This is a genomic window from Polaromonas sp. A23, from assembly GCF_002001015.1.
In the GTDB taxonomy this organism is placed as follows: Bacteria; Pseudomonadota; Gammaproteobacteria; order Burkholderiales; family Burkholderiaceae_C; genus Polaromonas.
In genome coordinates, this window is sequence record NZ_MUNO01000024.1 from 42,227 (window position 1) to 65,853 (window position 23,627).

Genomic DNA, 23,627 nt, shown 5'->3' on the forward strand with positions numbered 1-23,627 from the left:
CATGACAAATCGGTGACAGACAAGGCGTCTCCATCCGTTTCGAGCATCCGTCATTTGTCATGGAAGTGCCATTCAAATGACATGTCCGCGTCACTTCCACTGCGCAAAATTACGCCACAGCATGACCTGGAGTGCTCAATGACATTTGATCTCGACACCGATAAGCAATCTACCTATAGACAGGCCTTGTTCGATGCGCACGATTTTTATGCGCAGTGTCTGCGCGTTTTGCGGTGTACAGCCAAAGCCATGGCTGCGAGTCCCGGTGGTTTGAGGTATCGGCCGGGGGCCCACCCCTGGCTTGACGGTCTCCCGGGTGCCGGCACCATGTTGCCGGGCGCGCCGCGACGGTTGTGTCGGGCAAATTATTCAAATGCCGTTAAGTGAAATTCAACATTCCATCAGTCCTTGCAACGGGTTTTTTTTACAGCGTTTTCACTTGATTTATCGAAAGACAACAAGGAGTCCACCATGAAAGAACTGCCCAATCCCACCTTTGCATTGTCGCCAGTCGCAATGCCACGGGGGTTACTTCATCAAAGCTCTCATGCTCCCCTTCCAGCCGCTGTTCAAGGGCCTGTCTTGGGGAAAATCCAGGTCAGCTGGGCCAGGCACCAGGATGAGGTCCGGCAGGCGCAGCGTCTGAGGTATCAGGTCTTCGCGCTCGAGATGGGCGCGACACTGCCCAACACCTTACCCGGTCACGACATCGACCTGTTCGACGATTTCTGCGAGCACCTGCTGGTTCGCGACGAAGCCACGCAGGAGGTCATCGGTACCTACCGCGTGCTGACGCCTACCCAGGCGAAACGCGCCGGAAGCACGTACAGCGACACCGAGTTCGACCTAACGCGCCTGCGGTTCTTGCGGCCACGCATGGTCGAGCTGGGCCGCAGCTGCGTGCATGCCGATCACCGCCACGGCGGTGTGATCCTGGCCTTGTGGGGGGCGCTGGCCGAGTTCATGGCACGCAACCAGCTCGACACCATGATCGGCTGCGCCAGTATTCCGATGCAGCACAGTGGTGCTTCGATGGGCCAGGCCGCTGCCAGTATCTGGCGCCAGGTCCGCCAGGCGCATCTGGCCCCGATCGAGTTTCACGTGACGCCGCGCCTGCCGTTGCCGATAGACCGGCTTGATGACTCGCTGGATGTTGAACCGCCTGCGCTGATCAAGGGTTATCTGCGGCTCGGGGCCAAAGTACTGGGCCCACCGGCCTGGGACCCGGAGTTCAACTCGGCCGACCTGCCCATGATGATGCGCATTGCCGATTTGCCGCCCCGCTACCGCAAGCACTTCTCGGGCAAGGGGGATTGATGCGCACGCTGTTTGACAAGTTGGGGCCCCTGAATCAAGGTTATCTGCCGGAAGGCGGCGACGACCATGACGAAGGTCTGTTGCGCAAGCGTTACCGCACTATCTTCATTTCGGACTTGCATCTCGGTACGCCGGGTTGTCAGGCTAGCGCGTTGCTTGATTTCTTGAAAGCACATCCGAGCGACTACCTGTATCTTGTGGGCGATATCGTGGACGGCTGGCAGTTGCGGCGCAAATGGTACTGGCCGCAGTCGCACAACGACGTGGTTCAAAAACTACTCAGGCGTGCGCGCAAGGGCTGCCGCGTAATCTATGTGCCCGGTAACCATGATGAATTTGCGCGTGAATTTATTGGTCACCAGTTTGGCGGCATTGAGGTTATTGACGAGGCGGTTCACACCACGGCCGATGGACGCCGGCTCTGGGTGGTCCATGGCGACTACTTCGACGCTGTGGTGCAGTGCGCCAAATGGCTGGCCATCGTGGGAGACAACCTTTATGAATTCACTCTCAAGCTCAACCGCTACCTCAACGGCCTGCGAGCGCGCATGGGCCTGCCGTACTGGTCGCTTTCCGCTTACCTCAAGCAAAAGGTCAAGAGTGCGCTGAATTACGTCACCGACTTTGAGGTGGCTGTGGCCAACGAAGCGCGCCGGCGCGGTCACCAGGGTGTGGTTTGCGGCCACATTCACCGGGCCGAGGTGCGCGACATCAACGGCGTGCTTTACTGCAACGACGGCGACTGGGTCGAAAGCCGCACCGCGCTGGTCGAGCATTACGACGGCAAGCTGGAGTTGCTGCACTGGGCACCCGCCCACGAGACTCAGGGCCGTGGCCATGTTGCCGCCATGGTGACTGCATGAAGATCGCGCTGATCACCGACGCCTGGCTGCCGCAAGTCAACGGGGTTGTCACCACGCTGGTCGAACTCGTACGCGAACTGGAAGCCCTGGGGCACCAGGTCGAGGTGGTCCATCCGGGCTTGTTCAAAACGCGTCCTTGCCCCGGCTACGCCGGCATTGACCTGGCGGTGCGTCCCAAAGCACTGCTGCGTGAAAAGCTCGACAAGTTTGCGCCCGAGGCCGTGCACATCGCCACCGAGGGGCCGCTGGGCTGGGCTGCGCGCAGTTATTGCGTCAAGCGTGGCCTGCGTTTCACCACCGCCTTTCACACCAAGTTTCCCGAGATTCTCAACGCTGCCCTGAAAATTCCGCTTTCCTGGGGGTATGCGCTGTTCCGGCATTTCCACAAACCTTCTGCGGGGGTGATGGTGCCTACACAGGGTGTGCTGCGCATGCTTGAGAAACGCGGGTTCCGCAATTTGCGCAACTGGACACATGGTGTGGATACGCAGTTGTTTTCATATCAGCCGGAGGCGCGCCTGTATCCGCGCATGGGCACGCTGGTCCGGCCTGTGTCTCTGTTTGTGGGGCGGGTGTCTTATGAAAAGAACATTGAAGCTTTTCTGGGGCTGGATATTCCCGGCACCAAGGTGGTTTGCGGCGTCGGGCCGCTGGAAGCTTCGCTGAAAGAGCGCTACCCGCAGGTGCGCTGGCTCGGCGTACTGCCCAGGGATGAGTTGGCCAGGGTTTATGCCGCCGCCGACGTGTTTGTTTTTCCCAGCCGCTCCGAAACTTTCGGTCTGGTCATGCTCGAGGCCATGGCCTGCGGCACACCGGTGGCAGCCTACCCTGTGGATGGCCCGCTGGAAGTGCTGGGAAAACCTGACGGCAGCTGTCATGGCGGTGTCATGCAGGATGATTTGAAACAAGCCTGTTACAGCGCAATGGCCGTGCCACGCCATGCGGCACGAGCCCGAGCGCTGGATTTCAGCTGGCTGCAGGCGGCCCGGCTTTTCGAGGGCAACCTGGTGTCTGCCCACGAAAAGGCCAGGGGCGGTGAACTTCTTGCGGCACAGGCACGCGCATGAAAGGGTTGTCATGCCTTTGTCACGCATTTGTCATCAAGTCGGCGCACACTGACAAGTCAAACAGATGACAAAAAACACTTTGCCCGGTATGTTTCAGAATTCTTCCTCTCCCCCCATGGATCCGGCTGTGCCGCCAGCAGCGACCGTTGAATTTCTGGACCGCGACCACAGCATCCTGGCCTTCAACGAGCGGGTGCTGGACTGGGCCAAGCGTGCGGAGGTGCCTTTGCTGGAGCGGCTGCGCTTCCTGTGCATTGTTTCCTCCAACCTGGACGAGTTTTTCGAGGTTCGCGCTGCCCCGCATCTGACCGCCGCGCAGGCCGGGGAGCAGAAGGGCGCCTACACCTCGGCTTCCTTCGAGGCGCTGGCCGGAGCCGCGCATGACATGGTGGCGCGGCAGTACTCCCTGTACAACGACGAACTCATGCCGCTGTTTGAAAAGCAGGGCATCAAAATTGTCTCGCACGGTGAGCGCAACAGCGCGCAGCGGCAGTGGGTCCAGGCCTATTTCGAGCGAGAGGTCCGGCCTCTTCTGATCCCGGTTGGACTGGACCCTTCGCATCCGTTTCCGCAAGTGGCCAACAAGTCGCTCAATTTCATTGTCCGTCTGGGCGGGCACGATGCTTTTGGACGCGAGAACGACATCGCCATCGTCAAGGTGCCGCGGGTGTTGCCTCGCCTGATCCGCATGCCCGACAAGGTGGCGGGTAAACGCACCTGTTTCGTGTCGCTTTCCAGCGTGATCCGCGCGCATCTGGGCGAGCTGTTTCCCGGCCGTGAGGTTGGCCAGTTCTCGCAATTCCGCGTGACGCGGCACTCCGACCTGGCGGTGGACGAGGATGACGTCAAGAACCTGCGCACTGCGTTGCGTCTGGGCCTGGAGCAGCGGCATTACGGCCAGGCTGTCCGGCTGGAGGTGTCGGCTGGGTGCTCCAAGCACCTGTCGGACTTTCTGCTGAGCCAGTTCAACCTGCCGGAAGCATCGCTGTACCGCGTGCATGGCCCCGTCAACCTGGTACGCCTGACCCAACTGGTGGATCTGGTCAACGATCCGCGCCTGCTGTTTCCCCCGCACAAGGGCTGCTATCCGACGCAGCTGGTGCCGGGCGAGTCGTTTTTTGAACGGCTCAAGCGCGGCGACGTTTCCGTCCACCAGCCCTTTGAGAGCTTTGACGGGGTGCTTGATTTCCTGCGCGAGGCCATCAATGACCCTCAGGTGTTGGCCATTCGACAGACCATATATCGCACCGGCACCGATTCCGAAATGATGGTGTTGTTGCGTGAGGCGGTGCGGCGCGGCAAGGAAGTCATGGTGGTGCTTGAGCTCAAGGCGCGTTTTGACGAAGAAGCCAATATCAACTGGGCCGAAATGTTGGAGTCGATAGGCGCGCAGGTGGTGTATGGCGTGGTCGGGCTCAAGACGCACGCCAAGATGCTGCTGGTGACGCGCCGCGAAGGCCAGCATCTCAGGCGCTATGCGCATTTGTCCACGGGCAATTACAACCCCAAGACTGCCCGCCTGTACACCGATTTGAGTTACTTCACCGCTGATCCGGCGTTGACGGCAGATGTGGACAACGTGTTTGTGCACCTGGCCAGCCAGAGCAAATTACCCAAGCTCAATCGCCTGTGGCTGGCGCCGTTTCAGCTGCATAAAAAGCTGATTGAAAAAATCGATGCGCTGGGCGAGGCGGCGGCCGGCGGCAAGGACACGCGTATCGTCGCCAAGATGAATGCGCTGACCGATGAGGCTCTGATGCTGGCACTTGTGCGGGCCGGACAGCGCGGCGTCAAGATTGATCTGGTGGTGCGCGGCGCCTGCATGCTGCCGGCCGGTGTGCCGGGCGTGACCGACAACATCCGCGTGCGTTCCATCATTGGCCGCTTTCTTGAGCATTCGCGTGTTTTTTATTTCCGTTGCGAGGAAGACGAGGCACTGTATCTCTCCAGTGCCGACTGGATGAACCGCAACATGTTCAGGCGGGTCGAACTTGCCTGGTCCGTCACCGACCCGCTGCTGCTCAGGCGCATCGTGGACGAATGCCTGGTGGCTTACCTGCACGACAGCCGGGACGCCTGGGACCTGCAGGCCGATGGCAGCTATCTGCGGGTTGGGGCCAGCGGCTCCGCGGAGCAGCACGGCGCCCAGCAGGCATTGATGGCCCGTTACTCGGCCGGTGGCGCCGTCACACGGAGCTAAGCCTTGGACCTGATCCTGTGGCGCCACGCTGAAGCCGAAGAGTTGACTGCAGACTCTCGCGATGCGAGCGACCTGGAGCGATCATTGACTTCGCGCGGGGAAAAGCAGGCGGCACGGATGGCCAGCTGGCTGGACAGGCAATTGCCCGAGCGGACACGCATCCTGGTGAGTCCGGCACGCCGCTGTGAACAGACGGCACTGGCGCTGGGCCGCAAGTACAAGGTGCGCGCGGAGCTTGGTCCCGACGCGCCTCCTTCGCAGCTGCTGGAGCTGGTGCAATGGCCGATCAACAAGTTGCCTATTCTTGTGATTGGCCATCAGCCCACGCTGGGTCAGGTGATCTCGCAGTTACTCGGCCTGCGGGAAGAGGAGTGCGCGGTCAAGAAGGGCGCACTTTGGTGGTTGCGCGCGCGCGACCGTGAAGCGGTTTTGCAGACCGTGGTGGTGACGGTGCAGTCGCCGGAACTGCTTTAAGGGCTAATAAGCCTTAGGCCGCGGGCCGGCCGGTCTTGATCGCCGGCACTTGGTCCAGTGCCGACAGAAAGGCTGTGTCGCTCATGGCGGCCAACGCCTTGATACCGGCTCGCAGTAATTCGCTTTTCTTCACAGGACGGGTCAGCCGGGCGGCGCGCTGCTTGAGTTCGTCAAGCACCACATACTCGGCCTTGGGTACGGTGAAGCTGTCGCGGACCAGCTTGGGCTTTTTTGTCTTTACCGGTTTTTCCACCTTGGTCACCGGGGATGGTTTGGCTGCGGGCTTTTTGGCTATGGCAGTTTTGCTGACCGGCTTGGGTGTTGCCGCTGGGCGAGTCGGTGCCGGTTTTTTTGCCGGCGCTTTTTTGGCGGTGGTGCTTGTTTGTTTGCGGGGAGCCGCTGCTTTTTTCGTGGTTGCCATGGGTGATGTCCTTTTGGTTAAACGGTTTATATAGTTTATACCGTTCAATTCGGGGAGGTCAATCCGGCAAATTTACAGGTTGGCCACAATCAATGTCCACGGCGTTTTTTGCCAGGCCACCACTTCTTCACGCAGCAAATGCGCTGACTGCGGATAAGCGGCTGCCCACCCGGTGCGGCAACCCAGCACGAACCGGTGGCTGTCCGCAGTGCTGTCGATCTGCATGCCCTTGAGGTCGGGGTCCCGGCGGGCATGGCACAGGATCACGGCCAGCCGCAGGCACAGCAGTTGTTGCACGAAGACAGGGTCTTCGAAGTCAACATCCAGCTTGCGCAGTTTTCCGCGGTGGCCCAGCACCAGCAGGCTCAGCCGGTGCAGTTCAGGCAGTGCGAAGCCTGGTGCGTCGGCATTGTCCAGGATGTAGGCGCCGTGCTTGTGATAGTCGCTGTGCGAGATGTGGCTGCCGATTTCATGGAGTTGCGCCGCCCAGTTCAGCTTGAGCTGTACACGGGCCAGTTCCGCCGGTGGCAGGGCATTGCTGGCCTGCTGGAACAAGGTGCGGGCCGTCTTGCTGACGCGTTGGGCCTGGGCCGCGTCCACGTCGAACTTGCGCGCGAGCCTCTGAACCGTGGTCGAGCGCAGGTCGGTGGTGTCGTGCTCGCGGTCCAGCAGGTCGTACAGCACGCCATGGCGCAGGGCGCCCTGTGCGGCCTGCATCTGGGTAATGTCCAACAGATCGAATACGGCCCGCAGCACACTGATGCCGCCGCCGATCACGGCCCGCCGGTCGTCCTTCATGCCTTCCAGCTTGAGGCGGTCTGCGCTTTGGGCCTTGAGCAGCCGGTCCAGCAACCAGTCCAGGCCTTCGCGGGTGACCAGGCCCTGCGGCCAGCCCCCTGCGCCCAGCACGTCGGCGACGGCGCCAACTGTGCCGGACGAGCCATAGGCGACCTCCCAGCTTCCGGCCGGGTACAGGTTGAGGGCTTCGTCGAGCACCGCCTTGGCGGCCACCTCGGCGGCATTGAAGGCCCGTGTATTGAATTGGCCCTCCGGAAAATACTTCATGGACCAGGCCACGCTTCCAACGCGATAGGACTCCATGACCAGCGCGTCCAGGCCCTTGCCCAGAATCATTTCGGTGGAGCGCCCGCCGATGTCGATCACCAGGCGGCGCTCATCGGACTGCGGCAGCATGTGCGCCACGCCTTGGTAAATCAGTCGGGCTTCCTCGCGGCCGGAAATTACGTCGATGGGAAATCCCAGCACGCGGTGCGCACCGGCAAGGAATTCGTCGCGGTTGCGCGCTTCACGCAGTGTTTGCGTAGCGACGGCACGGACTTCGCCTTTTTTGAAGCCCGCCAGGCGTTCCCCGAATCGCGCCAGGCACTCCCAGCCGCGTTGCATGGCTTCGGGTGTCAGGTTGCGGTCTTCGTCCAGGCCGTTGCCCTGGCGAACGGTTTCCTTGAGGTATTCGGTGCGGTGAATCCGCCCGTGGTCGAGGCGGCCTATTTCAAGGCGAAAGCTGTTGGACCCGAGGTCCACCGCAGCGAGGCGAGTTCCATTTTGCATGTAGGGGAGAGTGTGCGGCTGTTGGAGGCGCGACCAGCATAGCACTCGCGCGGGAGCCTCATGGGCTGGCGTTCATAGGCGGAAAGCGCGGACAGCCGGAGCCGTCCCGGGAATGGCAAAAGGCGCATTGTGCTGCCACCATGTGACCAGACTGTGAATCCTCCGGGAGTTGTGTACTTCAAAGGATGAACCCACCTTGAGGGGTAACTGGACTTGCCGCGCGTGGCAGTTGCCTGCCTCCAGATCGAGCGGCTGCGCCATTTCATGAACAAATCGAGCTGTAGCCGCCGTCCATACTGCGAAATCAGCTATTAAAAAGATAGCAATTCAGGGAAAAATGAAAACCAGCGGCGTGAAAATTTCTGTGTTTGTCACAGCTCGGTCACCTGGAAGTTGCAACATTGTGCGTTCCAACTCCGTAACCACACAATGAAATCTTCCCTGGGCCTGGGCAAGTACCGCGATCTTCTGTTCGCCATTCTCCTATTTATTGTCCTGGACTTGGGCATCCTGTTTTTCAACTTCTTTGCGTCCTTGCAGCTGGAGCGCGACGCCAGCCGCATCAATACTGCGGGTGAGCTTCGCATGCTCACGCAGCAGATCACCAAATCGCTGCTGACCCTGCAGGTTGAAAAAAAAGGAGAGCTTCCGATCCAGACCAGCATGGCCCAGCTGACCCAGGGAACGGGCGCCTTTGTTGAAGGTCTGGCGGGACTGAAAAACGCCATGAGCCGGGATGCCGAGTTCACCATCTTCGGGCTGAACCCGGATGATTTGCGTGACACCCTTCGAAAACTGGAGCGGGAATGGCTGCCGCTCAAGGAGAGCATTGACCCGGTGATCGCCGCGCAGGACCCTACGCTTGAAGACACTGATATTGCCGCCACCAAGGCGGTGGCCCGCAACATTCGCCTGATGGCGCTCAGTGATGACCTCGCGACCGGTGTCGAGGCTGCGGCCAGAACCAAGACGGAACGCATGCGGCAGATTCAGGTGGCGGCCATTGTTCTTGCCCTGATCAATTTTGTTTACATCGTTTTCAAGTTTCTGCGACGCCTCAATGCCAGCGACCGCGTGGCGGACGCGGCCCGTCAGGAAACCGATGACATCCTGAAAACGGTGTCCGAAGGTTTGCTGCTGGTGCGCTCCGATGGCAGTGTGGGCACCCAGCTTTCAGCGTCGGTACACAAACTGTTTATGCGCGAGATACGGCCGGGGGAGGACTTCCGCCAATTGCTGCGTAGCGTGTTGACGCCGGAGCGGGCCGAAGAGGCGCAGAGTTACCTGGAGCTGCTGTTTGACCCCAAGGTCAAACCGGCCTTGCTGACGCAACTGGACCCGTTGAAAGATGTGGAGGTCACCGCACCAGGCGCTTCCGGCGCAGTCCGGTTCCTGACATTCCAGATCACGCAGCTGCGCGAGGCGGGCCGCATCAAGGAACTGCTGGTGACCGTGTTTGATGTGACACGGAAAGTCCAGCTGGAGCGCGAGCTGGCAGCGACCCAGGAGGCTGCGAAGAGCGATGTGGAAGACCTGATACGTGTGCTGGAGCAGGAGCCACTGCTGCTGCAGGAGTTCCTGCTCGGTGCCCGTGCCAGGCTGGCGGACCTGAACCAGTCCATGCGCACCGTCGGGCGGCGCCCCGAGGCCTACCGGGCCCTGGTCGATGATGCAGCACGGCTGATCCACGGCATCAAGGGCGAGGGCGCCGCGCTCAGCCTCACGGCCATCGCGCGCCAGTGCCATGAAATGGAAAATGCACTGGCACCCCTGCTCAAGCGTCGTGACCTGTCCGGTGAAGACCTGATTCCGATCGTGTTTGAGCTCTCCAAGGTACAGGACCAGGCTGAGCGCCTGCACCGGGTGTTTGCACGCATTGGCCAGGCATCGCCTGCGGTCCAGCAGGATGAGCCGCGCCTGCTGGACGCCATGGTCGGCAATCTCCGGTCGCTGTCGGAGCGCGTAGCGCTTTCGCTCGGCAAGCAGGTTCGCTTGACCGCCTACGTCAACGAGACGGTTTTGCCCGCCGGGGTGGAGCAGGTGTTGCGCGAGGCGCTGCCGCAACTGGTTCGCAACGCGGTGGTCCATGGGATTGAATTGCCGCTGGAGCGTCAAAAACTCAGCAAGCCACCCGTAGGTGAACTTCGGCTGGATATCGGGCGAGCCGAGGACGGTGCCATCCAGGTGACCTTGAGCGACGACGGGCGCGGGATCATGGTTCCCGAGGTCCGGCAGCGCGTGGCTCAACTGCGGACCGACGCCACCCAGCTGACCGACAGCCAGGTGCTCGGGTTTATTTTTGACCCCCATTTTTCGACAGCCAGCGAAGTGACTGAACATGCGGGCCGTGGCGTGGGCCTGTCCCTGGTCAAGCAGATTGCGGAGAAGGCTGGAGCCAAATTGAGGGTGATGACCCGGCCCAACGTATCTACACAGTTTGTGCTCAAGTTTGGGGTGGTGTCATGAAGACCAGAAGCCTGATGGTGGTGGACGATTCCATGATCTTCCGCAACCGGATCGCCCGGCTGGCGACTGACCAGCGCCTTCCCGGAGTCACGGTGGTTGCTTTGGCCGGAGACGGCAGCCAGGCCATTGCGCAAGCCAAGCTGCACAAGCCGGACTTTGTCACGATGGACTTGACCATGCCTGTGATGGACGGCCCGGCTTGCCTGGAGGCCCTGCGTACGGTACTGCCGGATGCGCGTGTCCTGGTCGTGTCGGCGCTGAGTGACCGGGCCACCGCACTGAAGGCCATGACCAAAGGAGCCCACGGGTTTTTGCTGAAACCTTTTTCGGATACGCAATTGGTCGAATCCCTGCAGGAGTTGATGGCATGACAACCAACCGGCTTAAAGTCGACGACATCAAGATTTTTTCCGATGCAGCCATGGCTTTTTTCTCCCAGACCACCGGGCACAAGGCGGCCGTTCGAACGGCCTATCTGCTGGAGGGGGCTGAGACGGTGGTCTGGAATGATTTCCAGGGGCGCATCGAACTCGGCGGGCATTACCGCGGCAGCGTCACCTTCTCGGCGCCCCGGGGTCTGCTGACGCATCTGCTGTTGACCATGGGAGAGAGCAGCTACACCGATGCCAGCCACCGCGATGTAGTCGGCGAGATCACCAACCAGATGTCAGGTTACGCACGGCGGCATTTTGGCGAGGCTATGGATATCTCGCCACCTCGTGTGATCACGCAAGGCGAGGGCGTAGCACCCCCCGGTTTTGCGGCGGCACCTTTCGTGATTCCCATGTTGTGGGACCGGTATGAGGCGCATCTGGTGGTGCGCATGGGCAAGGCCGGCTCAGCCTAGGAGGCTGCACGGCAGAAGGAGCGCCGGCTGCAAAGCGGCCGCGACGGCCCATTTTTCACCGGATTTTTGCCCCATAGCTACGGCTATGGCGCTGCAAACCCGGCAAAAACTGTGCTCGCCGGGGCCACTTTTCGCTTCGACGCCTTCTGCCGCGCAGACTCCTAGTCCGTCTGTCCGGGCATCTGTTTTTTTGCGCTTTGAGCTTGCGGGATTTCATGGTTTTGTCACGCCTTTGTCACGCGGGCCCTTGAAACTACGCCTTGTTACCAACCTACTACAGGAGATTCCGGAAATGAAGTTCGCATTTACAGCCCCCCTGATCACGCTTGCCCTGCTCGCCGGCTGCGCCACCGGCCCTGCCGTGCCCACGGGCATGAAAGCAGGCCAGTTTGTCACCTTCAATTGCGAAGGTGGCAAGAGCTTCCAGGCACGTGCTGCCGCCGACGGCTCCACGGTGCGCGTACGTTATGACGGTGGCTACGAACTGGACAACAAAGGCGCCGGCGTTTATGAATCCGACGGCTGGAAACTGGTGACACAAGGCCCCGGCGCAGCGGAACTGATTCACAACGGCAAAACCATTCAGAAGAACTGCAAGGCAGTCTGAGTTCTGTCACCGTTTTGTCATATTAGAGTCATAAACTTCTCCCAGTGCTTCTTACTTTCCTGAAAGGAAAATCATGAAATCTACCCCTCTCAAATCCCTGCTGGCCACCTCTGCGTTGGCTTTTCTGGGCGCCATGCCCGCGCTTGGCCTGGCCCAAGTCGTCAAGATTGACGGCTCCAGCACGGTGTATCCCGTGACCGAAGCGGTTGCCGAAGAGTTCCAGAAGGCCAACAAGGGCCTGAAGGTCACTGTCGGCGTGTCCGGCACGGGCGGTGGCTTCAAGAAGTTCTGCCGCGGCGAGATTGATATCTCCGACGCCTCGCGACCAATCACGGCTTCTGAAATGGCCGACTGCAAGAAAATTGGTGTCGAGTACGTCGAGCTGCCAGTGGCTTTTGATGCGCTGACCGTTGTGATCAATCCCAAGAACACCTGGCTCAAGCAGGCCACGGTCGCCGAGCTGAAAAAAATGTGGGAACCCGCAGCCCAGGGCAAGATCATGCGCTGGAATCAGATCAACCCGACATGGCCTGACCAGCCGATGAAGCTGTTCGGTGCAGGGTCCGACTCCGGCACCTTTGATTACTTCACCGAAGCCATCGTGGGCAAGTCCAAGTCCAGCCGCGGCGACTTCACGGCCTCGGAAGATGACAATGTGCTGGTGCAGGGCGTTGCAGGCGACGTCAATGCCATCGGTTACTTCGGCTATGCGTACTACGCAGAAAATACCGGCAAGCTCAAGGCCCTGCCCATCGTCGAAAAAGAAGGTAAGCCTGCCGTCTCGCCAAGCGCTGAAACAGTGATCAAGGGTACTTACCAGCCGTTGGCCCGTCCGATTTTCATCTACGTGAATGTCAAATCGCTGGCCAAGCCTGAAGTCAAGAAGTTTGTGGACTTTTACATGACCCATGGTGCCAAGATGGCCGCAGAGGTCAAGTACGTTCCCCTGCCGGCCAGCGTGTATGCCTCGAACGTGAAGCACATCGCCGAAGTCAGGAAAGGCAGCGTTTTTGGCGGTAAAAACGAAGTGGGTATCAGCATCGAAGAGCTGGCCAAGCGCGAAGCGAAGCTTTAAGCCTATTTACCCAACGGCTTGAACATGAGCTGCCTGCTGGCTTCCCCCGAAGCTTCAGGCAGCTTTTTTGTAGAGCTGCTTTCATGAAACGAAACCTACAATGAGCGCCTCCACCACTTCGGACCGCATTGTGATCGCTGAACGACTGACGGGCGCTGCCCGCCTCGCCGAACTTGCGCAAATCAAGGCTGCACGCAAGCGCAAGGACCACATCATCGAGTTTGTGCTGCTCATGGCAGCCTGTGTCTCGGTATTCACCACCTTGGCCATCGTTTATATCCTGGTCAAGGAATCGCTCTCTTTTTTCAGTCATGTCCCGCTTTGGACCTTTCTGACCGATACGCAATGGACGCCGTTGTTCGACGACGCGCACTTCGGCATCATCGTGCTGCTTTCGGGCACGCTGTCGAGCTCGCTGGTCGCCTTGGCCATTGCGATACCGCTGGGAACCATCATCGCGATTTATCTGTCCGAGTTTGCCAACCATCGCCTGCGCGAGGTGCTCAAACCCGTGCTTGAGTTGCTGTCTGGTGTGCCGACGATTATTTACGGCTTTTTTGCCCTGCTGGTCATCACGCCGCTGCTGCAAACGATCTACCCCGACCTGCCCACATTCAACATCCTCTCGGCGGGCATTGTGATGGGCATCATGATCATTCCCTATGTGTCGTCCCTGTCCGAAGACGCCATGCGCGCGGTGCCCATGAGCCTGCGCGAGGGGTCTTACGCCATGGGTGCCACACGGTTCCAGACGGCCACCCGGGTGGTGGTACCGGCCGCGTTCTCCGGTATTGCGTCGGCTTACATCCTGGGTATCTCGCGCGCTGTGGGCGAGACCATGATTCTCGCGGTGGCGGCTGGCATGCAGCCCAACCTGACGCTCAATCCGCTGGAGCCCGCAGCCACCATCACGTCGTTCATCGTGCAGGTGGCGTTGGGTGATTTGCCGCACGGCAGCGTGGGTTATCAGACCATTTTTGCGGCAGGTTTGACGCTCATGCTCATTACCCTGATGTTCAATCTCTTGGGCCACTGGATGCGCCGCAAATATCGGGAGGCCTATTGATATGAATCCCAATGTCAAACGCACGGATGAACTCCGCGCCATTATCAAGTCGCACAAGCGCTGGGACATTATTTTTGGCTTGATGGGCCTGGCTGCCATCGCACTGGCCATCCTGACCCTGATGGCCCTGTTTGCGGAAATGGTCATTGAGGGTTTCCCGCGCCTGTCTTCGGGGTTCTTCACCAACTTTCCGTCACGCAGGGCAGGAGAAGCTGGCATCCTGTCGGCCTGGGTCGGCTCCTTTTTCGTGATGATTGTCACCGCGCTGTTCGCCATTCCGGTCGGTATTGCCAGCGCGATTTACCTGGAAGAGTACGCGCGCAAAAACTGGTTCACCGATGTGATCGAGATCAACATCAGCAACCTGGCCGGCGTGCCTTCGATTGTTTATGGTCTGCTGGCGCTTGGCCTCTTTGTCTACACCTTCGGCTTTGGGCAGAGTATCCTGTCAGCCGGTTTGACGCTGGCCCTGCTGATTCTGCCCATCGTGATCGTGACGACACGTGAGGCGCTGCGGGCCATTCCCCAGACGGTGCGCGAAGGCGCTTATGCCTGCGGCGCCACCAAGTGGCAGGTGGTCAGCGACCACCTGGTGCCTTATGGCATGCCGGGCATCCTGACAGGCGTCATCATCGGGCTGTCACGGGCCATCGGTGAGACGGCACCCATCATTACTATTGGTGCGCTGACCTTCATTGCCTTTTTGCCGCCCGTGCCCTTCGCCGGTGATCCCGCGGCGGGCCTGTTTGACTGGCTTTTCTCACCGTTCACCGTCATGCCCATCCAGATCTTCAACTGGACCTCGCGGCCCGACCCGGCCTTCCATGCCAACGCCGCTGCGGCCAGTCTTGTCCTCGTGTTCCTGACCCTGGGCATGAACGGCCTGGCCATCTGGCTGCGTTATCGCCTTCGCAAGAACATCAAGTGGTAATTCCTCAGAGAACACACAACACCATGCCATCTACCATCACGCTTCCCCAGAACGCCCCCGGGCTCAAGGCTCAGTCCAAGAATCTTGATTTTTATTACGGTGCCTTCAAAGCCCTGAAGGGTGTGAGCATGCCGATATACGAGAACCGTGTGACGGCCCTGATCGGGCCCAGCGGTTGCGGCAAATCAACTTACCTGCGTTGCTTCAATCGCATGCATGACCTGTACCCGGGCCACCGCTACGACGGAAAGATCGAGCTCTACCCCGACGATGTGGATATCCTGGACCACGCGGTGGACCCCATCGAGGTTCGCATGCGTATCTCCATGGTGTTCCAGAAGCCCAATCCTTTTCCGAAATCCATCTTCGAAAACGTGGCTTACGGCCTGCGTGTGCGTGGTGAAAAATCGGAGAGCTACCTGGAAGACAAGGTGGAGGCCGCGCTCAAGGCCGCGGCCATCTGGAACGAGGTCAAGGACCGGATAACCGAGTCGGCCACCAACCTGTCCGGCGGCCAGCAACAGCGCCTGTGTATTGCGCGCTCGCTGGCGACCGACCCCGAAATCATCCTGTTTGATGAACCCACGTCGGCCCTGGACCCTATTGCCACCGGCAGCATCGAGGAGCTCATCGGCGAGCTGAAGAACCAGGTCACGATCCTGATCGTGACGCACAACATGCAGCAGGCAGCCCGCGTGTCCGACTACGTTGCGTATATGTACCTGGGCGAGATGGTGGAGTACGGTGTCACCAACGACATCTTCATGAAGCCCAAGCGGCAGGAAACGGAAGACTACATTACCGGAAGGTTTGGTTGATCATGAGTGATAAACATCTGTCCAGCCAGTTCGACAGCGAACTGACCAGCGTCTCCACCCGTGTCATGGAAATGGGCGGGCTGGTGGAATCCCAGATCCGTAATGCCGTCTATGCGCTTGCCCAGTTCAGCGCCGAAGCCGCGGCCCAGGTCACCGATATGGAGACACGTGTCAATGCAATGGAAGTGGACATTGACAAGGAGCTGTCTTCCATCATTGCGCGCCGCCAACCCACGGCCCGCGATTTGCGCCTGCTGATCGCCATCTCCAAGACCACCGCCAACCTGGAACGCGCAGGCGACGAAGCGGAAAAAATTGCACGAATGGTGAAGTCCATCATCGACAGCGGAGCCGCCCGTACGTTGCCGTCTTCCGAGCTGCGCATCGCTGCCGACCTGGCCTCCGGCTTGTTGCGCAAGGCGCTCGATGCCTTTGCCCGGCTTGATGTGAACGTGGCCGTGTCCATCCTCAAGGAAGACGATGCCATCGACAAGGAATTCGACGGATTCGTGCGAAAACTGATCACCTACATGATGGAGGATCCGCGCACCATTTCGTCCAGCCTGGATCTGTTGTTTGTGGCCAAGGCCATAGAGCGCATCGGCGACCACGCCAAAAACATCGCCGAGTTCATTATCTATGTGGTGAAAGGTGCGGATGTCCGTCACACCTCCATGGAGACCATCGAATCCGTGGTTCGCTAACTGTAAATGCTGTGCCGATGAAAACTGTGCCTCGAGTCCTGGTTGTTGAAGATGAGCCGGCCATCGCCGAGCTCATCTCTGTCAACCTTCGCCACAACGGATTTCAGCCGATCTGGGCGATCGATGGCGACGCCGCCCAGCGCGAGCTGGAGGCGGTGTTGCCGGATGTGATCTTGCTGGACTGGATGTTGCCGGGGCAGAGTGGTCTTTCCCTTGCAAAAAAATGGCGATCCCACGCCCGCACAAAGCAGGTTCCGATTCTCATGATCACCGCGAGAGGCGATGAGCCAGACAAGATCGCTGGCCTGGATGCCGGGGCGGACGACTACATCACCAAGCCTTTCTCTACACAAGAGCTGCTGGCCCGCATTCGCGCCGTGCTCAGGCGCCGGGCGCCCGAGACGGTGAATGACAGTGTGGCAGTTGGTGCGCTGGTGCTCGATGCGGCCACCCACCGCATTTCCTTCCAGAACCAGGAGCTCAAGCTGGGACCGACGGAATTCAAGTTGTTGCATTACCTGATGAAACACGTGGAGCGGGTTCACAGCCGGGGCCAACTGCTCGACAAGGTCTGGGGCGATCATGTGTTTATTGAGGAACGGACCGTGGACGTTCACGTCAAGCGCCTGCGCGAAGCCTTGGGGCCTGCCGGATCCTTGGTGGAAACGGTGCGCGGTGCGGGCTATCGCCTGACGGCCCGTCCCCGGTCCCAGTGATGGAGGGTTTTTCCTTCACAATTCGCGCATGACGTGGCGCCTCTTCCGCTTTTTCCTGTTTCAGCTGGCCGGTGCCTTGTTGGGCCGGTTTCTCCTTCGCGGCGTTAGTCCGGTACAGGGCGCCGTCCTGGGCCTGCTGGCCGCGAGTTTGCTGTGGGTGCTGATCGACCTTCGGCGTGGCGCGAAACTCCTGCTGTGGCTTAAACGCGGTGAGACCGCCACTCCAGCAAGAGTGGATGGACTGTGGGGGGAGGTGGCTGACCGGATCTGGCGGCTGGTCAAAGCGCGCGAACGGAAAGTCGCTGACAGCGAGGCTCGCCTTGAGGAGTTTCTCGCGGCCATTCAGGCGTCCCCGAACGGGGTGATCTTGCTCGACAGGAGTCACCGCATCGAATGGTGCAACGAAACCGCTGCAGTCCATTTCGGGTTTGACCCGAAGAAGGATGTGATGCAGCACATCGGGAATCTTCTGCGGGATCCGCTTTTTGCAGGCTACCTCGCCGGCGAAGATTACTTGCATGAAGTCGTCATCCTTGGCCCCAGGAGCACGGCGAGCCGGCCGGTCAGGCTGGCCGTGCATCTGCACCGGTATGGAGAAGGGCGAAAGCTCCTGCTCTCGCGCGACGTTACCGCGCTGGAGCAGGCTGAAGCCATGCGGCGGGACTTCGTGGCCAATGTTTCGCACGAAATTCGCACGCCACTGACCGTGCTCACGGGTTTTGTGGAAACACTGCAGACCTTACCGCTCAATGAAGAGGAGCGCACCCGCTACCTCAACCTGATGGCCGCCCAGGCCGGTCGCATGCAGACTCTTGTCAATGACCTGTTGACGCTTTCCCGGTTGGAGGGCAGCCCGCCGCCGGGAGGCAAGGAGTGGGTGTCCGTGCATGCACTTCTGGCGCTTTGCGAACAGGAAGGGCGCGCATTGTCGACTGTGCTTACAGAACAGGGTGAAATGCTGCACGACCTTCAGGTTGAGGACGCAGAAGACGCAGAGATTGCCGGCTCACACGTTGAATTGCTTAGCGCAATGTCCAACCTGCTGAACAATGCCATTCGCTACACGCCTGCAGGCGGCCGCATCGAAGTCAAGTGGCAAAGGCTGCCCGACGGGCGTGCGGAGTTTTCCGTCAGGGATTCGGGGCCGGGCATCGCACCCGAACACATTCCGCGCCTGACCGAACGTTTCTACCGGGTAGACAGCAGCCGTTCACGGGAGACGGGCGGTACGGGTCTGGGTCTCGCGATCGTCAAACATGTGGCACAGCGGCACGGCGCGGAATTGGGCATTGACAGTCAGCCCGGCCACGGTTCACGATTTACGATTGTTTTTCCTGCTGCGCGGGTACGGCGACTTCCGGCTTGACGCCAACACGGGCGCTGTGCCGCACTGCGCGCCACAGCAACGCAGAAAAACACAGGGCCACAAGCCAGAGTGCGAATGTGCTGGCCATCCAGAAACTCTTTGCAGATTGCGTGGCCGCCCAAAAGCCGAGACCTTCATAGGCAAGCCGGTAACCCCCCAGAAGGCCCAATCCCCAGAGCAGAACGCTGTAAAGCACCAGCGGCGTCAGCGTGATGCGGTAGCAGCGCAGCAGGAAGGCGCAAACAGCCTGTACGGCGTCCGCCAGGTGGAATGCCGCCACCCAGAGCAAGAGGGCTGACGCTGCCTCGACGACCTGCGGACTTTTCGAGTAGAGACCGGCTAAAACATGGTTTGCTACTAAAAAAAGAGCACCAAAACCAATTGCTAAAAGGGCTGTGAGCCTGAATCCTATCCATGCGACGTGGCTGGCGAGGTCTGGGCGCGCGGCGCCTAGCCAGAAGGACACGCGAGCGCTACAGGCGATTGCTATCGAAAACGGCACCATGTACAGCACCGAGGCCGCGCTGGCGGCGATCTGGTGGCTGGCAGAAGCGACAGTGCCCAGACGTGCAATGAATACGGCCATCAGCGTGAAGGACGTGACCTCAACGAGATAGGCAAGGCCGCCCGGTATGCCCAGACGGGCGAACCCGCTGATCTGCTGCCAGTCAGGGGCTTCCATTTTTTGCCAGATCCGATAGGGCTGGTAGAAGGCCTGTGTGCGCAGCATGACAAGCGCAAGCAAGGCCAGCCCATAGTTAACGACCAGTGTGGCCCACGCACAACCCGCCACACCGAGAGCCGGCATTCCTGCGCCGCCTGCAACCAGCCACACCGACAACGGTACCTTGACTGCGAGTGCGCCTGTCTGCAACCAGGTGATCAGCAGCGGACGGCCCAGCGACTGGTTGAAAGTGCTGTAAGCACGAAACAGCAGGGAGGGCATCAATGCTGCAGCGAGCACGGCCAGGTAATGCTGGATCTCGCCTTGTAGTGCGACAGGCACTTCCGCCCAGCGCAAGAGAGGCCCCGGGGAAAGCAGGGCGGCCATGCCTGCCACGGTCAGGGCGCCGCACAGGTACAGGCTTTGCCGTACCGAGCGGCCCAGGTCTACGTGCCGCCGCGCACCGCGGAGTTCCGCCCAGATCGGCAGCAGAGCCTGCACGATGCCGATCAGGGCCACATAAACACTGATGTAAATGGCGGCCCCCACAGACAGAGCCGACAGTGCATGGTCGCTGTAGCGCCCTGCGATGACCGTATCGGCGACGCCAAAGGCCATGACGGCCAGTTGCCCCACCAATACCGTACCGGCGTGGTGGCCAATGACCTTGAGTTCGCTCACGGCCGGGTTTGCGCTGGCCTGGCGGCAGCCTGACTGGATGGCACGCTGACGCGTTTGTAGAGTGCTACGTTTTCGTTCTTGTCAGTAGGCCGGCGCAGGGTGGCAAGGTATGCCCAGTCCGGCATGTTGACCGCGGTGCTCAGCTTGTCCTGGGCATCAGCATCGACGACAAGGTAAGGGCATGCAGCTTGGCTCGCTGCCTGGCGTACATCCATGTGGCCGTGGTATTGAAAGGCCGCAATCTGCGCGCTGTTCAGACCAAAAACTTCGACGCAGGCCTGGGTGTTCACGCGGGCAGCTACTTGCCGTGACAGGGGAGCATAGCTGCGCGCATAGTCGAGCAGGGGCAGCCAGAGCGTCATGAGCAACAACCAGCACAGCGTGGCGCCACCCGCAGGCAACACCATGGATTTCCATACCGCGGCCCGCTGGCGGCCGGCCCGCCATTTGACCAGCCAGGCCCAGGCCAGGGTGGCCAGCGTCGCTGCCAGAAAGGCCAACCAGGAAAAACTCGGCTCGAAGCCTGGCGCCAGCTTGGCAACATTGGCCGCGGGCTGTCTCGGCATGCCGGTTTGCATGGCGATCCAGATCACCCAGATGATGATGGCGCAACCGGTAAAAAACAGCAGCGTGAACCAGTCGATCAGCGAGGCCACGCTGCGTTTGAGCGTGGGCAGGGCGAAAGCGGCAAGGGCGGCGAGCGGTGGCAGGCTCAGCAGCAGGCTGCGGTCCGACGCGGTGGTGGTCAATGTGGCGGCTACCGCTACAAGCGCAAACCATAAGGGCAGCGCCACGTGCCGGCTGGTCAACTGTTGCCGCCAGCGCCAGAGCGTCCACGCTGCCAGTGGCCAGGCAGGCCAGGTGAACCAGATCAGCAGGCGCCCCATGCTCCGCCACTCTTTACGGTCTGCCGGGCTTTCCAGTCCAGGAATCTCTATGCGCCATCGCCAGAGATTCATTCCGTAGGCCAGAGCGGCGACGGCCAGTGTCAGCCCGCCAGTAAGAATGACCCATCGCCAAGCATGGGCCTGAGTCTGCTTGTTTCCCCGCTCATCCCGGGTGCTGATCAGGGCGACCAGCGTGCTGCCCGCACCCAACATAACGGCGACCGTGGGGGCGCCACTCAGCGCCAGTCCTGCAAGGCCGAGAATGAGCCCTAGCGCTGGGCCCAACACCTTCCATGCATTGCGATAGGCGCTGGCTGCCACGGCATACAGAACAAGCGCAGTGAAACCCAGCTGCGCAAGGGCCGGCGTCGTTTCATGGGAGAGCTGGGCCAATCCAAGACTTGCGATCAGGGCCAACAGGGCCGCATCGGCAATGGCCCGGGCGTAGTCGACCGGGCTGGCTTCGCCACCAAAGGCGAAAGCCACAGGCTGGGCCTGCGGGCTGCGGGCAAGGTAATACACCGCGTACCAGGTCGTCAGGAGCGTCAGGGCCAGCAGAAAACCGAACGGAATACGTGCTGCAAAAGCAGGGTCGAGGAAAGGCAATGCCTTGATGGCCAGTGCGCCCAGCCAGTAGGGCAGCAGCGCTTCAAATTCACCGGCCTGTCCGAGCAGTTGTGGATGAAGCCAGCTGGTCGCGCCCGAGGCCAGGGCGCGCATGGTGCCGAAGGCTGCAAGATCGGCATTTTTCCAGGGGCCGCGGCCCAGGAAGCCGGGCAGTATGTAAGCCACACAGAACAGCAGCAGTGCGAGCCGTGGCAACCGGCGGACTGCAGACTGGGCAATGATGGCTGGGGATGGTTTATTCAAGGCAGATCAGGAAGACAGAGTGCCCGATTTTGGGGCAAAAAAAAGCAGCCTGAGCGTCAGGCTGCTTTTTTCATGTGTGCCGGAGAAAGTGTTGCAGCTTACTTGGAAGCTTCTGCAGCAGCATCCTTGGCAGGTGTTTTGCCAAAGCGGTTGCGGAATTTCTCGACGCGGCCACCCATGTTGTCCACGGATTTCTGTGTGCCGGTGTAGAAGGGATGCGACTCGCTGGACGTATCAAGCTTGTACAGAGGCAGTTCGCGACCGTCTTCCATCTTCACCATTTCTTTGGTGTTTGCGCAGGAGCGGGTCACAAACTTGAAGTTGTTGGACATGTCCAGGAAACAAACTTCGCGGTAATTGGGGTGAATGCCTTCTTTCATGATCTTTCCTTGTTCGTTTCGGGAGCCACTCAAACCAGTTTTGAGCACTTTCCGTTAAGCCTCACATTATGCCATGGAATCAACCACTTAGCGCAATTTTGGAGGTTTTATGCCAGCCGGGGCCGTGGATCTAGCTTTGCCAGTCCGCAGGCGCAGCGGCCCCCTTGGGGGGGGGCAGGAAGCTACACGAAGTGAGCGACCGTGGGGGCTAACCACCCCTTCGCATCATGTCGAAGAACTCGTGGTTGTTCTTGGTGGCCTTCATGTTCTTGAGCATGAGCTCCATGGACTCGATTTCGTCCATGTTGTACATGAATTGACGCAGAATTCGCGACTTTTGGAGGATTTCGGGTGCAAGTAACAGCTCTTCCTTGCGGGTGCCGCTGCGGTTGAGGTGAATCGCCGGAAACACGCGCTTTTCGTACAGGCGGCGGTCCAGGTGGATTTCGCAGTTGCCGGTGCCCTTGAATTCCTCAAAGATCACCTCGTCCATGCGGCTGCCGGTATCGACCAGCGCGGTGCCGATGATGGTCAGGCTGCCACCTTCTTCAATTTTGCGGGCGGCGCCGAAGAAGCGCTTGGGTCGCTGCAGCGCGTTGGCATCGACGCCGCCGGTCAGGACCTTGCCGGAGGAGGGTAGCACGTTGTTGTAGGCACGGGCCAGGCGGGTGATGGAGTCCAGCAGGATCACGACGTCTTTACCCAGTTCGACCAGGCGCTTGGCGCGCTCGATCACCATTTCGGCAACGTGTACGTGGCGTGCGGCGGGTTCATCAAAGGTCGATGAGATGACTTCGCCGCGCACGCTGCGCTGCATCTCGGTGACCTCTTCAGGGCGCTCGTCGACCAGCAGCACCATCATGACCACTTCAGGGTAGTTGGCGGTGATGGCGTGGGCGATGTTCTGCATCATCACGGTCTTGCCGGACTTGGGCGGCGCCACCAGCAGGGCGCGCTGGCCCTTGCCGATGGGGGCGATGATGTCGATGATCCGGCTGGTCAGGTTTTCCTCGCCCTTGATGTCGCGCTCGAGTTTGAACTGCTCGCGCGGAAACAGCGGCGTCAAATTCTCGAACATCACCTTGTGCTTGTTGGCTTCGGGCGCGCCGTCGTTGACCTTGTCGAGCTTGTTCAGTGCAAAGTAGCGCTCGCCGTCCTTCGGGGTACGCACTTCGCCTTCGATCATGTCGCCGGTGTGCAGGTTGAAGCGGCGGATCTGGCTCGGGCTGATGTAGATGTCGTCGGTGGATGCGGTGTAGCTCGAGTCCGGCGCCCGCAGGAAGCCGAAGCCGTCCGGCAGCACTTCGAGCACGCCGTCGGCGACGATGGTTTCACCCGTTTTGGAGCGTTTCTTGATGATGGCGAACATCAGCTCCTGCTTGCGCATGCGGCCGACGTTTTCGATCTCGAGTTCTTCGGCCTGCTTGAGGACTTCAGACACGTGCAGTGCCTTGAGTTCGTTTAAATGCATGGGGAAACCTTGCGTGAAGTCAACTCCTCGCGGAGTTCAGATAAAAACGGGGGAGGTTTGAAAGGAAAGCTAGAGGCGCTTCACAAACCGGGAACTCGAACCAACCGGCAGCGGCCAGTCAGCGAACAGGGTCATTATGACAGGAAATTAGGGGGGAATCTTGGGGC

General features: G+C 60.1%; 22 protein-coding genes. 16 read left to right on the forward strand and 6 right to left on the reverse strand.

What is annotated here, in order from left to right; genetic code table 11:
• Nucleotides 1–471 precede the first annotated feature (471 nt).
• The 5 genes from B0B52_RS13345 (at nucleotide 472) to B0B52_RS13365 (ending at nucleotide 5,921) form a co-directional block, all read left to right on the forward strand.
• A complete protein-coding gene (locus B0B52_RS13345; protein ID WP_077594142.1) occupies nucleotides 472–1,317 on the forward strand; it encodes a GNAT family N-acetyltransferase in 846 nt (281 codons plus the stop codon).
• Nucleotides 1,317–2,180 carry a UDP-2,3-diacylglucosamine diphosphatase gene (locus B0B52_RS13350; RefSeq protein ID WP_077594143.1) on the forward strand — a complete coding sequence of 288 codons (864 nt, stop codon included), beginning with the start codon at nucleotides 1,317–1,319 and terminating at the stop codon, nucleotides 2,178–2,180. The genes B0B52_RS13345 and B0B52_RS13350 overlap by 1 nt, the downstream gene beginning before the upstream one ends.
• Nucleotides 2,177–3,247, forward strand: coding sequence for a glycosyltransferase family 1 protein (locus B0B52_RS13355; RefSeq protein ID WP_077594144.1), 1,071 nt, complete (start codon nucleotides 2,177–2,179; stop codon nucleotides 3,245–3,247). The genes B0B52_RS13350 and B0B52_RS13355 overlap by 4 nt, the downstream gene beginning before the upstream one ends.
• A gap of 88 nt (nucleotides 3,248–3,335) precedes the next feature.
• Nucleotides 3,336–5,447 (forward strand): polyphosphate kinase 1, encoded by a 2,112-nt coding sequence (gene ppk1 / locus B0B52_RS13360; RefSeq protein WP_371327399.1) that lies wholly within the window; start codon nucleotides 3,336–3,338, stop codon nucleotides 5,445–5,447.
• Nucleotides 5,448–5,450: 3 nt separating this feature from the next.
• Complete coding sequence (locus B0B52_RS13365) at nucleotides 5,451–5,921, forward strand: histidine phosphatase family protein (RefSeq protein ID WP_077594146.1); 471 nt, start codon at nucleotides 5,451–5,453, stop codon at nucleotides 5,919–5,921.
• Between the two features lie 13 nt (nucleotides 5,922–5,934).
• Here the strand turns inward: B0B52_RS13365 and B0B52_RS13370 are convergent, their stop codons facing one another.
• Together B0B52_RS13370 and ppx are read right to left on the reverse strand one after the other, a co-directional pair.
• Nucleotides 5,935–6,342: a hypothetical protein gene (locus B0B52_RS13370; protein ID WP_077594147.1), complete on the reverse strand. Its 408-nt coding sequence runs from the start codon at nucleotides 6,340–6,342 to the stop codon at nucleotides 5,935–5,937.
• A 72-nt stretch (nucleotides 6,343–6,414) separates the two neighbouring features.
• Nucleotides 6,415–7,911 carry an exopolyphosphatase gene (ppx, locus tag B0B52_RS13375; protein WP_077594148.1) on the reverse strand — a complete coding sequence of 499 codons (1,497 nt, stop codon included), beginning with the start codon at nucleotides 7,909–7,911 and terminating at the stop codon, nucleotides 6,415–6,417.
• Nucleotides 7,912–8,340: 429 nt separating this feature from the next.
• Between ppx and B0B52_RS13380 the strand changes: the two genes are divergently transcribed.
• The 11 genes from B0B52_RS13380 (at nucleotide 8,341) to phoR (ending at nucleotide 18,507) form a co-directional block, all read left to right on the forward strand.
• Nucleotides 8,341–10,377 carry an ATP-binding protein gene (locus tag B0B52_RS13380; protein ID WP_077594149.1) on the forward strand — a complete coding sequence of 679 codons (2,037 nt, stop codon included), beginning with the start codon at nucleotides 8,341–8,343 and terminating at the stop codon, nucleotides 10,375–10,377.
• Entirely contained in the window at nucleotides 10,374–10,748 is a 375-nt protein-coding gene (locus B0B52_RS13385; protein WP_217349800.1) for a response regulator transcription factor, read from the forward strand. Before B0B52_RS13380 ends, B0B52_RS13385 begins: the two co-directional genes overlap by 4 nt.
• Entirely contained in the window at nucleotides 10,745–11,224 is a 480-nt protein-coding gene (locus B0B52_RS13390) for a chemotaxis protein CheX (protein WP_077594150.1), read from the forward strand. The genes B0B52_RS13385 and B0B52_RS13390 overlap by 4 nt, the downstream gene beginning before the upstream one ends.
• A 292-nt stretch (nucleotides 11,225–11,516) precedes the next feature.
• A complete protein-coding gene (locus tag B0B52_RS13395) occupies nucleotides 11,517–11,831 on the forward strand; it encodes a hypothetical protein (protein WP_077594151.1) in 315 nt (104 codons plus the stop codon).
• A 73-nt stretch (nucleotides 11,832–11,904) separates the two neighbouring features.
• Nucleotides 11,905–12,906: a PstS family phosphate ABC transporter substrate-binding protein gene (locus tag B0B52_RS13400; RefSeq protein ID WP_077594152.1), complete on the forward strand. Its 1,002-nt coding sequence runs from the start codon at nucleotides 11,905–11,907 to the stop codon at nucleotides 12,904–12,906.
• Between the two features lie 100 nt (nucleotides 12,907–13,006).
• Nucleotides 13,007–13,972: a phosphate ABC transporter permease subunit PstC gene (pstC, locus tag B0B52_RS13405; RefSeq protein WP_077594153.1), complete on the forward strand. Its 966-nt coding sequence runs from the start codon at nucleotides 13,007–13,009 to the stop codon at nucleotides 13,970–13,972.
• A gap of 1 nt (nucleotide 13,973) precedes the next feature.
• Nucleotides 13,974–14,903, forward strand: a complete 930-nt coding sequence (gene pstA / locus B0B52_RS13410; RefSeq protein ID WP_077594154.1) for a phosphate ABC transporter permease PstA — start codon at nucleotides 13,974–13,976, stop codon at nucleotides 14,901–14,903.
• 23 nt (nucleotides 14,904–14,926) lie between these two features.
• On the forward strand, nucleotides 14,927–15,721 hold the full coding sequence (gene pstB, locus B0B52_RS13415; RefSeq protein WP_077594155.1) for a phosphate ABC transporter ATP-binding protein PstB: 795 nt from the start codon (nucleotides 14,927–14,929) through the stop codon (nucleotides 15,719–15,721).
• A 2-nt stretch (nucleotides 15,722–15,723) separates the two neighbouring features.
• A complete protein-coding gene (phoU, locus tag B0B52_RS13420) occupies nucleotides 15,724–16,425 on the forward strand; it encodes a phosphate signaling complex protein PhoU (protein ID WP_077594156.1) in 702 nt (233 codons plus the stop codon).
• A 17-nt stretch (nucleotides 16,426–16,442) separates the two neighbouring features.
• Nucleotides 16,443–17,141 (forward strand): phosphate regulon transcriptional regulator PhoB, encoded by a 699-nt coding sequence (phoB, locus tag B0B52_RS13425; protein WP_077594170.1) that lies wholly within the window; start codon nucleotides 16,443–16,445, stop codon nucleotides 17,139–17,141.
• A 28-nt stretch (nucleotides 17,142–17,169) separates the two neighbouring features.
• Nucleotides 17,170–18,507, forward strand: coding sequence for a phosphate regulon sensor histidine kinase PhoR (phoR, locus tag B0B52_RS13430; RefSeq protein ID WP_077594157.1), 1,338 nt, complete (start codon nucleotides 17,170–17,172; stop codon nucleotides 18,505–18,507).
• On the opposite strand, the gene B0B52_RS13435 is transcribed toward phoR, so the two are convergent.
• From B0B52_RS13435 to rho, 4 genes are all read right to left on the reverse strand, one after another.
• A complete protein-coding gene (locus tag B0B52_RS13435) occupies nucleotides 18,461–19,852 on the reverse strand; it encodes an MATE family efflux transporter (protein WP_077594158.1) in 1,392 nt (463 codons plus the stop codon). The two genes, phoR and B0B52_RS13435, sit on opposite strands and share 47 nt — an antisense overlap.
• Nucleotides 19,849–21,609 carry a hypothetical protein gene (locus B0B52_RS13440; RefSeq protein WP_077594159.1) on the reverse strand — a complete coding sequence of 587 codons (1,761 nt, stop codon included), beginning with the start codon at nucleotides 21,607–21,609 and terminating at the stop codon, nucleotides 19,849–19,851. The genes B0B52_RS13435 and B0B52_RS13440 overlap by 4 nt, the downstream gene beginning before the upstream one ends.
• 98 nt (nucleotides 21,610–21,707) lie before the next feature.
• The gene (locus B0B52_RS13445) at nucleotides 21,708–21,989 is read right to left on the reverse strand and encodes a type B 50S ribosomal protein L31 (protein WP_077594160.1); all 282 of its coding nucleotides are present in this window, start codon (nucleotides 21,987–21,989) and stop codon (nucleotides 21,708–21,710) included.
• 208 nt (nucleotides 21,990–22,197) lie between these two features.
• Nucleotides 22,198–23,460: a transcription termination factor Rho gene (rho, locus tag B0B52_RS13450; RefSeq protein ID WP_077594161.1), complete on the reverse strand. Its 1,263-nt coding sequence runs from the start codon at nucleotides 23,458–23,460 to the stop codon at nucleotides 22,198–22,200.
• Between the last annotated feature and the right edge of the window lie 167 nt (nucleotides 23,461–23,627).